The 14919-nt window shown below is 55.0% G+C and carries 14 protein-coding genes; all 14 read right to left on the bottom strand.

The features are described from left to right. Positions 1–30 precede the first annotated feature (30 nt). Positions 31–1083, bottom strand: a complete 1053-nt coding sequence (locus RI501_RS06145) for an acyltransferase (protein WP_313820857.1) — start codon at positions 1081–1083, stop codon at positions 31–33. Positions 1084–1151: 68 nt separating this feature from the next. After that, positions 1152–2132 carry a ribose-phosphate diphosphokinase gene (locus tag RI501_RS06140; protein WP_313820855.1) on the bottom strand — a complete coding sequence of 327 codons (981 nt, stop codon included), beginning with the start codon at positions 2130–2132 and terminating at the stop codon, positions 1152–1154. Positions 2133–2221: 89 nt separating this feature from the next. Continuing rightward, entirely contained in the window at positions 2222–4741 is a 2520-nt protein-coding gene (recD2, locus tag RI501_RS06135) for an SF1B family DNA helicase RecD2 (RefSeq protein WP_313820853.1), read from the bottom strand. Positions 4742–4747: 6 nt separating this feature from the next. After that, the gene (locus tag RI501_RS06130) at positions 4748–5431 is read right to left on the bottom strand and encodes a tetratricopeptide repeat protein (RefSeq protein WP_313820851.1); all 684 of its coding nucleotides are present in this window, start codon (positions 5429–5431) and stop codon (positions 4748–4750) included. Positions 5432–5444: 13 nt separating this feature from the next. Beyond that, positions 5445–6104: a histidine phosphatase family protein gene (locus RI501_RS06125; protein WP_313823163.1), complete on the bottom strand. Its 660-nt coding sequence runs from the start codon at positions 6102–6104 to the stop codon at positions 5445–5447. Between the two features lie 266 nt (positions 6105–6370). Continuing rightward, positions 6371–7501 carry a tRNA 2-thiouridine(34) synthase MnmA gene (mnmA, locus tag RI501_RS06120; protein ID WP_313820849.1) on the bottom strand — a complete coding sequence of 377 codons (1131 nt, stop codon included), beginning with the start codon at positions 7499–7501 and terminating at the stop codon, positions 6371–6373. A 135-nt stretch (positions 7502–7636) separates the two neighbouring features. After that, on the bottom strand, positions 7637–8494 hold the full coding sequence (locus RI501_RS06115; protein ID WP_313820847.1) for a metallophosphoesterase family protein: 858 nt from the start codon (positions 8492–8494) through the stop codon (positions 7637–7639). A gap of 74 nt (positions 8495–8568) precedes the next feature. Next, entirely contained in the window at positions 8569–8910 is a 342-nt protein-coding gene (locus RI501_RS06110) for a DUF1831 domain-containing protein (RefSeq protein WP_313820845.1), read from the bottom strand. Position 8911: 1 nt separating this feature from the next. Then, positions 8912–10078 (bottom strand): cysteine desulfurase family protein, encoded by a 1167-nt coding sequence (locus RI501_RS06105; RefSeq protein WP_313820843.1) that lies wholly within the window; start codon positions 10076–10078, stop codon positions 8912–8914. 25 nt (positions 10079–10103) lie between these two features. Beyond that, positions 10104–10796, bottom strand: a complete 693-nt coding sequence (locus tag RI501_RS06100; protein WP_313820841.1) for a 5'-methylthioadenosine/adenosylhomocysteine nucleosidase — start codon at positions 10794–10796, stop codon at positions 10104–10106. Positions 10797–10813: 17 nt separating this feature from the next. After that, positions 10814–11113, bottom strand: coding sequence for a hypothetical protein (locus RI501_RS06095; protein WP_313820839.1), 300 nt, complete (start codon positions 11111–11113; stop codon positions 10814–10816). Between the two features lie 8 nt (positions 11114–11121). After that, positions 11122–11664 carry an NUDIX hydrolase gene (locus RI501_RS06090; RefSeq protein ID WP_313820837.1) on the bottom strand — a complete coding sequence of 181 codons (543 nt, stop codon included), beginning with the start codon at positions 11662–11664 and terminating at the stop codon, positions 11122–11124. A gap of 3 nt (positions 11665–11667) precedes the next feature. Beyond that, entirely contained in the window at positions 11668–11889 is a 222-nt protein-coding gene (locus RI501_RS06085; protein ID WP_313820835.1) for a cold-shock protein, read from the bottom strand. Between the two features lie 158 nt (positions 11890–12047). Further along, entirely contained in the window at positions 12048–14858 is a 2811-nt protein-coding gene (ileS, locus tag RI501_RS06080) for an isoleucine--tRNA ligase (protein ID WP_313820833.1), read from the bottom strand. Positions 14859–14919 lie beyond the last annotated feature (61 nt).

Below are 14919 nucleotides of genomic sequence, written 5' to 3'. Positions count from 1 at the left end.
GACCCCTAGATTAGAAATTTGGGTTATTCCCTAATGACCTTGCCATTTTAAGCGTTGCCAGCACCAATGAAGCCCATACGTCGTGGCAAACGCCAGCCCCCAAGTGAGGGGGTAACTCACAACCACGCGCCAACCGAGCGATAGCCCCCCGGTTAACGGCCAGAGCCAAAAGAGCCAAAAAACGTGACTCAGGTACGCTCGGTACGCATAGGTCGCTAGCCAGTGAACCGGGCCCAGCCAACGCGAACGCCGTTCAATGTGGGTTGTGGCCAAACAACTAACCAGTCCAATGACGGCAAAGGCGTAGAGGGTTCCCGCCGGTTGATAATAACTGATAGTTGCCAAGCGGACCGGGGTCCCGCGACCGATTAATTGGCCGCTCAACCATCCGTAGGCCGCTACCCAGATAACCATGAGCCAGCGCCAATGCCGCCGCAGCCATTTGGCCCCGTGCTTGAACTGCCACCACAAAACGCCGGCCACGGCATAGGGCAGAAAGCTAAGCGCTAGCCGATCCACCAAATACGTTGGGGCGTGAGGAAACCACGCCAACCAACCCACATAGGCGAACATCGTCATGCCGAGACTAAACCGGGCACGCCGACCATCAACACCGACCCACCGTGACCACCCCCAAAAGAGCGGCATTCCCACAATAAACTGAAGCATCATGGTGTTATACCAGAGATGCGGCGCGGCATTGCCACTAACCGCTTGCCAGCAAGCCCCCCGTAGCGTCTGAAAGGTGCCGTGTTGCTGTACTTGGGGAATCACCCCCAAATAGATGAGCGTCCACCAGACCGTGGGCACCCCCAAAGCCGACCACTGTTGACGCCAATACTGGCGCATTCGACTGGGATGGCTCGCGTGTAACCGCGCCGTGGTATACAAGATCCCGAAAATAAAGGCGGGCGCCGTAAATTTCACCAGGACATCGGCCCCACCAAATAGCCATTGTTGGGTAACCGTGGGCTGGGCCGCCATAGCCCGGCCTAAAACCGACTGTAACATCACTGCGGTACAGGCGGCCACTTTAAGGTAGTCACCAATGTCGGTGTCTGCCCCCGTTGTTCGTTGTTGCATCTACTCAGTCCTTACCAAAAAAGGAGACTCTCCCGAGTCCCCCTCAACCTGATCGTCTAATTTAATGGTTACTTCTTCATAATTGGAGACCGAAAAAGTTGGTCCACCGGTTGTTCATGATAAATTAAATTGATGGCCCGCCCGAAGAGTTCGTCAACGGACATCACCACGAATTTATCGCTTTGCTTATCTGCCGGAATCTGAATCGAATCCGTCACCACGACTTTTTCTAACGGTGCTTCATCAATCCGCACGGCAGCATCCCCGGACAGAACCGCATGGGTGGCACAAGCGTAAACGTTTGCCGCGCCAGCATTGCGTAGCGCCACGGCGGATACAGAAATTCGCACGGCCGTATCAATGATGTCATCAACTAAGATGGCATGCTTATGACGGACATCCCCAATCACGGCTTCCGGATGCGTGGCATTCTCGGTCTCACTGCGGTTGTCGATAATGGCAATGGGCGTACCCAAGAGCTCGGCCAAGCGCCGCGCCCGGCTAACTCCTGCATGATCGGGAGCCACCACGACCGTGTTCTCCGCATTCAGATCGGTATTATCTTCAAAGTAGCTGGCCAGTAACCGGTCGCTTTGCAGGTGATCAACGGGAATGTCGAAGAACCCTTGCAGTTGTGCCGCATGTAAGTCTAGTGCAATCACGCGATTAACACCGTCCATTTGCAGCAGCGAGGCCACCAGCTTAGCCGTAATGGGTTCGCGCGAACGGGCTTTACGGTCGGCCCGAGAATACCCGTAGTACGGGATGACCACGTTAATTTTGGCGGCACTGGCCCGCCGTGCGGCATCCACCATGATTAACAATTCCATGAGGTTGGTATTCACGGGATCAGAGACGGACTGAATGATAAAGAGTTCATCCCCCCGGATACTTTCATCAATACTGATTTGAATTTCACCGTCACTAAAATGTTTAACGGTTGCCTTGCCTAATTCTACGCCGGCTACCCGGGCGATTTTTTCGGCTAAGGGCCGGTTAGAGCTTAAGGCAAAGAGCTTCATTTTGCCCGCTTCGACCTGTTCTACCATAACAGCCTCCTATGCTTGTTCACTGGTTAAATTAACTCGTCTTCATTATCGCAATTTCCCACCATAAACGCAACGTTTAACCACACGTTTTAGGCCCGGGGCATAAATTGTTGGGGCGTAATCCCCTGCATACCAATCATCGGATCGATCTGTCCGGCCGCCGCCAATTCCGGCGTTAAACGGTAATCCGGCGGCGTCGTTGGTTGGGCGGCTGGGGCTGGCGACTGCTCTACTGAAGCCTTGGCCGCCGTAGCAGACGGTGTCGGTGCGTTCGATGTCGGCGCTTCGCCAGCAGTCGGCGTTTGCGGGGCATCCGGGGCCAAGACCGCCTGGATGCGTTGGGTCAACGTGGTGTGCCGGTTGACCGACAAGTTCTCCACGCACGCCGTAAAGGCCTGGGGTTCGCCCACTAGAATCAACATCTGTGCCGCTCGGGTCACCGCCGTATATAGCAGGTTACGCTGGAGCATTCGACTGTACTGACTGACCATCGGCAAGATGACCAGCTTAAATTCGGAACCCTGAGCTTTGTGAATTGACATGCAGTAGGCCAAGGTCAAGCGAATCCAGTCGTTCCGGGCATAAGTAACCTCGGTTTGTTCAAAGGCAATCGTCAGCTGATCGCTTTTAACCTTGCTGTGCTTATCACTAGCCAGGTCAATCCCGGTGATGGTCCCAATGTCGCCGTTAAACACGTTATTTTCGGGACTATTGACTAGGTGTAAGACCTTGTCACCGATCCGAAAACGCTGGTGACGAAACTCGACTTCCTTGGTGCGTTCACTCTTCTTGGGGTTCAAAATTCCCTGCAAGATGTCGTTAAGCCGGTCGATGCCAGCCGTCCCCCGGTACATCGGGGCCAGCACCTGAATATCGGCGGCGCTAAAGCCCTTCTGGTGAGCCTTCCCCACAATCTGGTCGATCACGTCGGCTACCTGATTGGCATGACAGGCAATAAACGACCGGTCCGGTTGATTTTGCGTGAAGTTGGCGGGCAGTTGCCCGTTCTTAATGGCGTGGGCCAACGGAATGATCGAAGACCCGTCCCCCTGCCGGTAAATGGTATCTAGTTGAATCTTGGTCAGCTGATCGCTCGCTAAGAGGTCGTGAAAGACCTGGCCCGGCCCCACGGAAGGCAGCTGATCCTTATCCCCCACAAAAATCACCTGCATGCCCACCGGCACGGCCCGTAACAGAACCTTCATCAGTGACACGTCAACCATTGACACCTCGTCGATGATCAGTAAACCGCCCTCTAAATCCTTGGTGGTGGCGTCTTCGATGTCGGCTTCGCGACCAGTCAATCCCAATAAGCGGTGAATCGTACTGGCGGGCAGGCCGGTGGTCTCACTCATCCGCTTAGCGGCTCGACCAGTCGGGGCCGCTAACAGGATCGGAAACGGCCGTTCCTTGTACTCGTTAAGGTCTAAAGAAAGCTCGTGTAGCCGGGCATATAACTGGACCAAACCGCGAATGATCGTGGTCTTTCCGGTCCCCGGTCCCCCGGTCAGTAATAGGACCTTGGCCCGAATCGCCGCGGTCAGCGCTGCGGTCTGGGAGTCGTCGTAGGTGATGTCCGTTTGTTTTTCGACGATGCGTAATTGTTTTTGAATAGCCTCGTCATTGAACTTGGCCGCCGGATCGTCGTCGGCTTGTAAGAGCCGGTTGAGGTGTTCGGCAATTTGCCATTCGTCGTCGTACAACGGTTTTAAGTAGATGCGCTGGTCGTCGCCCACGACCTTCTGCTGCTTGGCCAGTTCCAGTAACTGGGTCGCCAGGTCCTGCGGGTTCAACCGCACGTTACGGCTGTTTTCCAACAAGCCCAACGCATTAGTCAACAAGGGCTTGGCCGTGGTATAGGTGTCCCCGTTGGCCACGGACAAATCCCGTAGTGTCTGCAAGATGCCGGCGCGTAATCGTTCGGGGCGGTCCGGAGCGTACCCCAGCTGCGTGGCAATCTGATCGGCCCGCTTGAAACTCACCCCGGCGATGTCCTCGGCTAACCGGTAAGGATTCTCATGAATCACGTCGAGCGTTTTTTCCTGGTAGTGGTTATAAATGGCGGCGGCCAAGGTACTCCCAAAACCGTAGCCATTTAACCCAATGATGATCTGCTCCATGCCGTTATTGGCCTGGAGGTTATCGATCAACGTCTGGGTGACCTTCGGCGACAGCCCCAACGTCTCCAGCACCGTGTGATCGTTTAGGATGGCCTCAATAGCGTCGTTGCCCAGGGCGTCCACCACCCGTTCGGCGGTCTTTTTGCCGACACCGGGAAAATCATCGCCACTCAAATAAGCAATGACCCCGTTCCGGGAAGTCGGCGTTTCGTTTTGATAGTTGTCTGCCTGGAACTGGACCCCGTACTTAGGGTGTTCCACTCGCTTACCGGTGAACCGGTAGGCCACGTCGTCCTTGATATCCGCAAAGTTGCCGGTGACCACAATCTCGTCTTCGTGCCAGTCTAAACTGGTCTCACTGATCTTAACCAGCATGACTTTATAAAAACTATCCTGGCTGGCAAAGAAGACCGCACTCACCGTCCCCACCACGTAATCGGCTTGGTGGCCGTTATCGGTCGCGAGTAAGTCCAAAGATTCGGTTGCCATGCCTGATTACTCCTTCTTTTGCTTGTGCTGCGTTTGAATGAAAGTTTCAATGTCGGCCAATTTCTTTTGCCCCTGTGCATAATAAGCCGGGTCGAGGTGTTGAGCCCGCTTAAAATACTGCGCGTAAGGCTCACCTTGCACCATGGCCACTAATCCTCGATCAAACGTGGCCCGCCCGTTCTTCGCATCGAGGGCTAAGACCTGGTCGTAATACTGCGCCGCTTGGGCCATGTTCCCCAAAGCCAACAGGTTTTCGGCCACCACTTGCAAGGTCGCCACGTCTTTAGGCTGACTGGTCAGGGCGGTCAACGCAAAGGCCAAGGCCCGCTTATGGTCGCCATTCGCCATGTGGCTCTGAGCAATCATCAAGTAGCCGGCCCCCTTGAGTTGGTCGCCCAACTGGTCAAACTGGGCGATGGCCTTAGGGTAGTCTTGGGCCGCGTAATACACGTTACCTAGTCCGTAATGCAATCGCTCCACGGCGGCCGGCTGGGCGGCAAAGAGCCCCAGGGCCTTCATCAAGAGTTCTTCGGCCTGGGCGTACGAATTCAGATCGACCAGCACGGTCGCTAACTCATAGTAGGGCTCGAACTTCCCGGGTTCCTGGGTAATCTGTTGCACTAATTGGTGGACTAATTTTTCTGAGCGTTGTTTATCCGCTGCTCGGCCGGCGGAAGTGGGTTCTGTCATGTGATCACCTCGTCTAAATCGTATCGGTTGGCGTTGCGGCGGCCGTCAGAAAGCTGGTGTTGTTCCAGTCCAACAGGTCAAAGTGTTGCCCGTCACTGGTCTCGAGGACCGTGACGCTGGTGTTACGAATCCCACCGCGCTTACGTAAGTCGGCCAAGGGCGTCGCCAGTAAGGCGTTGATCTCGGCGTTTAACGCCGCCCCGTGCCCCACGATCAACACGTTGTCTTGTGGCCGGGGGTTGTTGGCCACGATGGTCTGAATCGCCGGGGTCATCCGGTCGATCACCTGCTGGAAGGTCTCCCCGCCAATCGCAGCCGTGGTATAGCGGTCGGGATGGTTGCGAAAGGCGTCCAATTCCGCCGGAAACCGTTCCTGAATCGACGTAAAGGTCTGTCCCTCCATCCGCCCCAGATGAAATTCCTCTAGGCGACTCATCAGGGTCAACGGCACCTTCTGGTGAAGTTCGCGGATGACGTGTTGGGCCGTAACCCGGGCCCGTTTAATGGGACTGGCATAGGCGTGGGTAAAGGTAATGCCGCGTAGGTAGCGGCCCACCTGGACCATTTGCTGGTAGCTTTCCGGTAACAGCGGGGAATCGCCCCCGGCCCCCTGGAAACGCCCTTCCAGATTCCACTGGGTCTTTCCGTGACGAATAAAGTATAGTTTCATGATTACAAGCGTCCTTTCAACGTCCTCTTACGCGTTGCGTTTAAAATTCTGGTGAAGCAATCTCTACATATTATGCCAGTTTTCGCGACGTTTTCAAAGTAACTGGGCCAAAAAGCCCGTTTCCCGTCAAAGCGTGCACCCCCATTCATTCGGAGAAACTAAAGAAAAACAAAAACAGAAAGAAAAACCTCAATTTTCGAGAATTTTCTTTCTGCTTATTAAGAATCCGGGTGCTGTCCCGGGCCCTGCTTCCGGGCCCTGCTTAATGATTAGATTAATTGCAACTGACGCTCTTCGTTGTAAGCCGCGTCGATAATGGCGCTACCCAGGCACTCGTTGCCGTCGTAGAAGACCACGGCCTGCCCTGGGGTAATCGCCCGGGCTGGATCGTCGAATTCTACGGTGACCTGCTGACCATCATCGCTCAGATGAACGGTCACGCCGGTATCCTTCTGCCGGTAACGGAACTTCGCCGTACAGTGGAAGTCCTGACCCCGGTCGATGGTGTTGACCCAGTGGATGTCGGAAGCGGCCAGATGCGTGGCGTACAGGTGCGGGTTGTGGTAACCCTTGCCCACGTACAGGATGTTTTGGCTCAGATCCTTACCGATAACGAACCATGGCTCGTTATCGATTCCGTCACCACCGATGCCTAAGCCACGACGCTGACCGATCGTGTAGTACATCAGGCCAGCATGCTCACCTTTGACCTCACCGTCAACGGTCATCATCTTGCCGGGCTTAGCTGGTAAGTAGTGGTTCAAGAAGTCCTTGAAGTGCCCCTTCTCACCGATGAAGCAGATGCCCATGGAATCGGGCTTCTTAGCCGTCGCTAAGCCGGCCTCTTCGGCCATCTGACGCACCTGCGTCTTCTTGACAAGGTCCCCGATTGGAAACATCACGCGGTCCAACTGCTCAGCGGAAAGCTGACTCAAGAAGTAGGTCTGATCCTTGTTCTGGTCCACGGCACGCAGCAAATGGTTGTGCCCCTCGGCATCGCGCGTTAACTGCGCGTAGTGTCCGGTCGCGATGTAGTCGGCCCCTAACTCTAAGGCGTAGTCCAAGAATGCTTTGAACTTGATTTCCTTGTTACAGATCACGTCGGGGTTCGGCGTCCGGCCCTTCTTGTACTCGTCCAAGAAGTACGTGAACACGCGGTCCCAGTACTCCTTTTCAAAGTTGACCGAGTAATAAGGAATCCCGATCTTCGCGGCAACCTTAGCCACGTCCTTATAGTCTTCGGTTGCGGTGCAAACGCCGTTCTCATCCGTGTCGTCCCAGTTTTTCATGAAAACGCCCACGACATCGTAGCCCTGCTGCTTTAACCGCAACGCCACGACAGAAGAATCGACACCGCCGCTCATTCCGACAACCACACGTGTTTGGCTGTTGTCTTGCATGGTATCACCATCATTTCTATCAGATTCTGGAGAATCTACGAGTTGAAGGTCGCACAAGTCCAGTATTTATCAGTGTAACGATTTCGTTTCCAATTTGCAAGCCTGGTGTTTCTTTTCAGCAAACCGGTGGCCGGCCTAATCCTGGGCGGGACCGCCAGCCGGAAATTGGGCACATAACCGGGCGAATTCGGCTTGGTACCCGTGCCGTTGGGTCGCCGCCGCTAACCCCGGCCGGTCGTGGGTCCGTACCACCCCGGTGTGGAGCTGAGCCGTATACAAGTCGAGGTACGGCAAGTGTGCGGCTTGGGCTAAGGCCAGCTCGGCCTCGGCGTCGTAGGCCACCCGGCGTAAATCCACCGCGGGCGCGTCAAAGTCGTGAGTGGTCAGGATCGCGTACTGGGCCCGCAAGTCCTTGGCAAAGGCCGCCCACTGGGTGAAGGGCATCCCCACGGTCCCCGGATTAATGATCAGTTGGCCGGCGCTACTCTGCCGCACCAGCTGATGGTGGGTGTGGCCGTATAAGAAGACGTCGGCGGTACCGGCCGCCAACTGGTCAAAGGCCGCTTGGTCCTGGGCCGGCATCAACGTGTGACCAAAGTTTTTGGTCAGCTGATTGTGGGTCAGTTGGTAGGTCAACCCGTTAACGGTACGCCGCTGAACCATCGGTAATGCGCGCAATCGTTGATGATCAACCGACGTCAGGTGCGTCCAGATGTAGTGCCCCAGAATGGTGGCGTAAACGTCAATCGGGTCGTTCCGGTCGATGGCCCCGTCGACCGTTGCGAACAGAATATCTTCCCAGTTCCCCCGTACGTAAGCCGTGATGGGTAACGCATCGAGCAGCGCCAACAGGTCGTGGGCCCCCGGTCCCGGGAAGAACAGGTCGCCGAGGAACCAATACGCCGTGCATCCCGCCGCCCGGGCATCGGCGAGGACCGCTTGAAGCGCCGTGACGTTACCGTGCACGTCCGAAATCACTGCAATTTTTGCCATAAACTTTTCATCCCTCCTGAATGGTGCCTAAAGAAAAAGGCCCCCATTGCTGGCGGCCCTTTACGCTTTCCCGGTTATTTCTTCCGCAAGATTTCCCGGTCAATCAAATTTTGCATGATAAAGTGATATTGCTCGACGTTGCCCTCGGCGTGTGGTCCCTTGAAGATGTTCAAGCGCCGGTTGCCCGAGGCGTTAGTCGTCGCCATCTTGAAGCCGGACAAGTCCTTGGCAATCGTGATCTTCAACATTTGGTTCTTGTTATACGGCGAGGTCGGATCGACCGACCGTTCCAGGGTATAGTTCCCGGCGTTAGATACCTGGAACCCCACGTCCTTTAAGGCGTACGACTTAATGTTGGGATCCAGTTCATAAACATCGGCGTCCCCGTCAATTTGCATCTGCTTTTCAAATAACACGCTACTTCACCTCACTGGTATGCTTTAAACGCGTCACAATCTTGGTCACGGCGGTAATAAAGGCGTCCAGATCCGCCATGGTGGTGTAAGCCCCGAACGACAAGCGAATCGACTCACTGATCCGCGGACTGTCGGCCCCAAACATCGCCGTCAATACGTGCGACGGTTCGATGGACCCGGCCGTGCAGGCAGACCCGCCGGACACCGCAATGCCCGCCAAGTCAAGGTTGGTCTGCATGACGTAGGTCGAGACACCCTTGATCCAAATGTTCAGCACGTGGTTCAGGTTTTCGCCGGTCAGCGACCCATTGACCTCAAAGTCGATGCCGTTTTGGGTTAACCCGTCGACCACGTGTTGCTTAAAGTCGTGGTACTTGGTCTGCCGTTGAGCCTTCACTTCGGGCGTTAAGGCCTGAACGGCCGTGGCAAAGCCGGCCAAGGCGGGCACGTTTTCGGTTCCGGCCCGACGCTTTTCTTCCTGATCACCACCCTTGATCAGACTCGGGAAGTTAATGCCCTCGCGCCGATACAGGAAGCCCATCATCTTGGGCCCGTTGATCTTATGCGCCGACGTTGACAACAGGTCGATGTGGTCGCGTTGCACGTCGATGTCTAACAAACCATACGCCTGCACGGCATCGGTGTGGAACCACGCCTGGTGGTCCTTTAAGATTTCACCAATCTCATGGATGGGCATTCGACTACCGACCTCGTTATTACCCATCATGATGGACACCAAAATCGTGTCGTCACGCAGGGCCGCCTTGAAGTCGTCCAGACTGATCCGGCCGTGCTGATCGACGGGCAGATACGTGACCTCAAACCCTTCTTGTTCCAAGGCCTTCAGGGGTTCTAAGATGGCCTTGTGTTCGATGGCCGTGGTGATGATGTGTTTGCCTAACGCTTGACGGGCGTGGGCCGTTTGGGTAATGGCGGTGTTGTCACTTTCACTACCACCACTGGTGAAGACAATCTCTTCATCGCTGGCCGCGTGAATGCTGTCCGCAATCACCTGCCGACTATTTTCCATGATCGTATGGGCTTCACGTCCTAAACCGTACAGGGTTGACGCGTTGCCGAAGACGTGGGCCAGCTTGTCCGTCATCTCCGCTAAGACAGCGGATGACAAGGGCGTGGTGGCCGCGTTGTCCAAGTAAATCTCCTTCACTCCCAAAACCTCCTAGAAACTATGGTTACTGTTGTGCGGCAAAGAGCGCCAGTAACATCTGCGCCGACTGCCGACCAGCGTCGATGATGAAGTCGTCAAAATCAACGCCAGAATTGTTATCTGCCGTGTCGGACATCGCCCGCACGACCACGTAAGGAACGTCAAATTGATGGGCCACTTGCCCCACCGCTGCCCCTTCCATCTCACCGGAAAGTGCATCGGGGAAGTGTTCCAAAATGGGTTTAGTGGCCGCCGGACCGTTTAAGAATTGGTCGCCGGACACGATCAAACCTTGCTTGGTGGTCAGGCCGGTTTGGCTGGCTGCCGCTGCAATCTTGGCGCCCCATTCCTTTGAAGCCGCGAACCGGGCCGGTTGTTGGGGCAGTTGGCCGTATTCGTAGCCAAAGGCCCGCGCATCGGCATCGTGATAGGCCGTTTCGGTCGAGATCACCACGTCACCAATCTTTAAGCCGGCTGCCAAAGCGCCCGCCGACCCGGAGTTAATCACCACGTCCACGTTAAACTGGGTAATCAACAGTGCCGTGGTTAAGCCGGCTTCCACTTTCCCAATTCCGGAACGCACCAACACAACGCTTTGGTCGTGAATGGTTCCCTGGTAGAACGCCAACCCATGAATGTCAGTGGTTTGTTCGTCCTTAAGGGCTGATTTAAGTTCTTTGATTTCTTCTTCCATGGCACAGATTACGCCGAATGTCATTATGGTGAGTCACTCCTCTAAAATTCTACAAAAAATAAGATTAAATACACGGCCACAATCAGCACCGTCAGCCAAAAAATTGCCCAATTTAGGCGGCGGCCTAACCGTTGCTGCTTAGTTTGTGGTGTGTGGTCGTCCAACGGCCCCCGAGAATCTGAGCCATTATCGGGTTCTAAGTCGTCGGCCGGTTGATGACGTGTGGATTTACGCTCCTGCCGCTCCCGGTCATTAGCTTCCCGTTCCGCTTGTTCCTGTTCCCGGCGATAGTCCGCTCGGGTCTTGGGCTGATCATCATCGGATTGCCAATCGTTTCGCATCCCGTCACCTACTTTTGTAAAAGCCAGTAATAGATGGCCGTAATGGTCTTGGCGTCTTCGATCTCGCCGCGGTCAATCATGGCTTGTGCCTCCGCTTTCGTGACCGTCAACAGTTCCAAGTTTTCCCCCTGGTCGCGGGGGAGCTCCGTGGTCACCGGTTTCAAATCGGTTGCCATGAATAACGTCATGTATTCGTCGGAAAACCCAACGCTTGAATAAAACCCGGTGATCCGTTTCAATGTTCCCGGTTCGTAACGAATCTCTTCATTTAATTCCCGCCGAACCGCATGTTCGATGTTGTCGGCATCGCGACTATCGAGCTTGCCGGCTGGAATTTCTAAGGTTGCTTTAGCGATGGGCGCACGCCACTGCCGTTCCAGAATCATGTGGTCGGGATCTGGTAGGGCTAAGATACCTACCGCGCCGACGTGCCGCACAATCTCCCGGGTTGCCGCTTCACCGTTAGGCAAGCGGACTTGTTGTCGTTCCAAGCGGACAATTACCCCATCGTACAGCGTTTCCGAAGATTCAACGTGTTCTTCTAAGTCCATGCGCTACGCCTCCTGATCCGCGGTCACGACCGGGGTCACTTTGGCCGCTTGCGGCCCCCGTTGGCCTTGCACAATCACGAACTGAACGGTCTGACCCGCTTCCAGTTTCCGAAAGCCGTCGCCTAAAATGCCCGTGTAATACACAAACACCTCGCCGTCCGCCGGTGTTTTAATGAAGCCAAAGCCTCGTTGTTCACTATAACTTTTTACCGTACCGGTTAACATTCGTTGGTTTCCCTCCCGTCTAGATATACAAGCAGATTATACCCGTTTTCGTAGGTCCCCGCAAACCAGGCGCCGCGACGCCAAAACGGACGACCCACGCTTATCGCGCTAGTCGCCCGTTTCCGGAGAACTCTTTAATGATTGGTTAATCTTAGTCCTTATTCGTCAAACCCGTCCGTGGCCGTTTCCGGAAAATCCTTCCGGACGATGGCGGCACACCGGGCACAGAAGTGTGGGTAAGCGGCATCGCTGCCCACGTCGGTCTTGATCAACCGGCAACGTTGACACTCGTCGCCTTCGGCTGGGGTGACCACAATGGCCACGTTACCGAAATCTAACGCGTCAGCTGGTTTTTGGTCGTAGGCTTTGACGTCTAACCCAGAAACCAACAGGATTTGTTGAACGTTCACGTCAAGTTGGTCAAATAGCGTTTGCACGTCGGCACTCACGTAAAGATCCAAGTGAGCTTCGGCGGCCTTCCCGATCAACTTGGCATTCCGAGCTTCTTCCAAAGCCTTCAAGACGTCGCTCCGAACCGTCATGAAGCGGTCCCAAGCCGACGTTTCGCCTTGATCTTGAACCTCGTTAGTGTCCGGTAAGTCTAAGACGGCGGGCATTTCCGCCAACTGAACGAAATCTTCTGGTTCCTTCAAGAAGGACCAGATTTCTTCGGTGGTGTGGGGCAGAATTGGCGTCAATAACTTGGTCAACGTCACGGCAATCTGGTAGAAGACCGTTTGCATTGAGCGCCGAACCGGACTGTTAGCGGATTCGATGTACAAGACATCCTTGGCAAAGTCCAGGTAGAAGGCGGACAATTCGGTGATTACGAAGTTCATCAATTCCTTGTAGATATTCAAGAAGTTGTAGTCGTCGTAGTCGGCCTTGACGTCCTTAACGAACTCGTTCAACCGATAAAGCATGTGCCGGTCCACGGCCTGTAAGTCGTTGACGGCAACCGTATCGGTCTGCGGATCGAAATCGCTAGTATTGGCCAGCAGGTAGCGCATAGTGTTCCGCAGCTTCTTGTAGCTGTCGGAAATCTTGACGAAGGCTTCGGTTGATACCCGCACGTCGGCGGAAGTATCCACGGAAGTGACCCAGAGACGGACGATATCGGCCCCCATCTTCTGGATGATTTCGCTCGGCGCAATCGTGTTACCTAGGGACTTAGACATCTTGTGGCCGTCCTTATCCAGGGTAAACCCTTGGGACACGACCTGTTTATACGGTGCCTGACCTTCGGCGGCCACACTGGTGATTAGACTAGAGTTGAACCAGCCCCGGTATTGGTCGGACCCTTCCAGGTACAGGTCAGCCGGGTAGACTAAGTCGTCACGTTCAGCCAGAACTCCCTGGTGGGAAGTCCCAGAATCGAACCACACGTCCATGATGTCGGTTTCCTTGGTGAATTCACCGTGGGGCGAATGCTCGTTGGTGTAGCCGTCTGGTAACAGGTCCTTAGCCTCACGGTCGAACCAGACGTTGGAGCCATACTTGGCAAACAAGTCGGCCACGTGGTTAATCGTTGCCGTTTCTAAGATGGCCGTGCCGTCTTCGGCGTAGAAGATCGGTAGTGGCACACCCCAGACCCGTTGCCGGGAAATGACCCAGTCGCCCCGGTCCTTAATCATGTTAGCTAAGCGACGTTGGCCCCAGTCCGGCTTAAAGGAAACGTCCTTTAAACTGGCCAGAATCTCGTCACGGACCTTGTCCACGGAAGCGAACCACTGCGGCGTTGCCCGGAAGATGACCGGCTTCTTGGTCCGCCAGTCAAACGGATAACTGTGTTCGTAGGGCATGTACTTCAGTAAGGCGTTGTTTTCCTTCAGCTTGTCTAAAGCGATTTGGTTGGCATCTTCGTAGAACACACCCTTAAAATCGGGACCGGCTTCTTCGGTCATGTAACCCTTATCGTCCACGGGAACCAGAACCGGTAAGTGGTAGAGTGCGCCGACGTTAAAGTCGTCTTCCCCTAAACCAGGAGCCGTGTGAACCAGACCAGTCCCGGATTCGGTTGTCACGAAGTCCCCTAACATCACCACTAATTTACGGTCGGCGATGAACGGGTGTTGGGCCGTGATGTTTTCCAAATCTTTTCCGAGCACGGTCTTGACCACTTGCACGTCTTCCCAACCAAAGCGCTCGGCGTTTTCGGCGACCAACGTGCTGGCCAGGACGAATTGCCGGTCGTCGTTAGCGGGCTTGACCACGGCATATTCAATGCCGGCGTCAAGGGTGACCCCTTCGGAAGCGGGCACGGTCCACGGCGTCGTGGTCCAAACCACGAAGTACGTGTTGGTGTCTAAGACGCCCTTGCCGTCAACCACTTCTTCAGCGAAGAACGCGGATGGTGACGTCACGTCGTGGTATTCCACTTCGGCTTCGGCCATGGCCGATTCGGAGGACCAAGACCAGTAAACTGGCTTCTTGCCCCGGTAAATCAAGCCCCGTTCGGCCATCTTACCGAAGACCCGTACTTCTGCGTCTTCGAATTCTGGCTTCAACGTCAGGTAGGGATTGTCCCAGTCGGCCGAAACGCCTAAGCGCTTGAAGCCTTCCCGTTGTTGGTCGACCTGCTTTAAGGCGTATTCGCGACATAGGTCCCGGAACGCGGAAGTGGACATCTTCTTACGGTCGTAACCGGCCTTGGTCAATTGTTGTTCAATTGGTAGGCCGTGCGTATCCCAGCCGGGAACGTAAGGCGCGCGGAACCCGTTCATGGACTTGTAACGCACGATGATGTCCTTAGAAATCTTGTTCATCGCGTGGCCCATGTGGATCGGTCCGTTCGCGTACGGTGGCCCATCGTGTAGAATAAAGGTCGGTTTCCCTTCGTTTAATTTCTGGCGGGCTTGATACAGTTTGTTATCCGCCCAGGCCTTTTGCCGGTCAACTTCCTTGACCGGTAAGTTGCCCCGCATTTTAAACTTGGTCTTACCCAAGTTCAGCGTGTCTTTCACTCGCATACCCGTAATTCCTCCTTGTGTTTAATCTCCTCGGTCAGTCAACCGGTGAGCTCAAGTTGTG

It is taken from the genome of Levilactobacillus zymae, from assembly GCF_032190635.1.
In the GTDB taxonomy this organism is placed as follows: domain Bacteria; phylum Bacillota; class Bacilli; order Lactobacillales; family Lactobacillaceae; genus Levilactobacillus; species Levilactobacillus zymae_A.
The sequence above is the reverse complement of the archived record's forward strand: the minus strand, read 5'-3'. Positions and strand labels throughout refer to the sequence as shown.

Excerpts from the sequence above, each read along its gene's own strand:
- RI501_RS06115 (WP_313820847.1), bottom strand. The coding sequence starts at position 8,494 with ATGGCAAAAATTGCAGTGATTTCGGACGTGCACGGTAACGTCACGGCG.
- recD2 (WP_313820853.1), bottom strand. The coding sequence starts at position 4,741 with ATGGCAACCGAATCTTTGGACTTACTCGCGACCGATAACGGCCACCAA.
- RI501_RS06140 (WP_313820855.1), bottom strand. The coding sequence starts at position 2,132 with ATGGTAGAACAGGTCGAAGCGGGCAAAATGAAGCTCTTTGCCTTAAGC.
- RI501_RS06095 (WP_313820839.1), bottom strand. The coding sequence starts at position 11,113 with ATGCGAAACGATTGGCAATCCGATGATGATCAGCCCAAGACCCGAGCG.
- RI501_RS06145 (WP_313820857.1), bottom strand. The coding sequence starts at position 1,083 with ATGCAACAACGAACAACGGGGGCAGACACCGACATTGGTGACTACCTT.
- RI501_RS06090 (WP_313820837.1), bottom strand. The coding sequence starts at position 11,664 with ATGGACTTAGAAGAACACGTTGAATCTTCGGAAACGCTGTACGATGGG.
- ileS (WP_313820833.1), bottom strand. The coding sequence starts at position 14,858 with ATGCGAGTGAAAGACACGCTGAACTTGGGTAAGACCAAGTTTAAAATG.
- mnmA (WP_313820849.1), bottom strand. The coding sequence starts at position 7,501 with ATGCAAGACAACAGCCAAACACGTGTGGTTGTCGGAATGAGCGGCGGT.
- RI501_RS06100 (WP_313820841.1), bottom strand. The coding sequence starts at position 10,796 with ATGACATTCGGCGTAATCTGTGCCATGGAAGAAGAAATCAAAGAACTT.
- RI501_RS06085 (WP_313820835.1), bottom strand. The coding sequence starts at position 11,889 with ATGTTAACCGGTACGGTAAAAAGTTATAGTGAACAACGAGGCTTTGGC.
- RI501_RS06130 (WP_313820851.1), bottom strand. The coding sequence starts at position 5,431 with ATGACAGAACCCACTTCCGCCGGCCGAGCAGCGGATAAACAACGCTCA.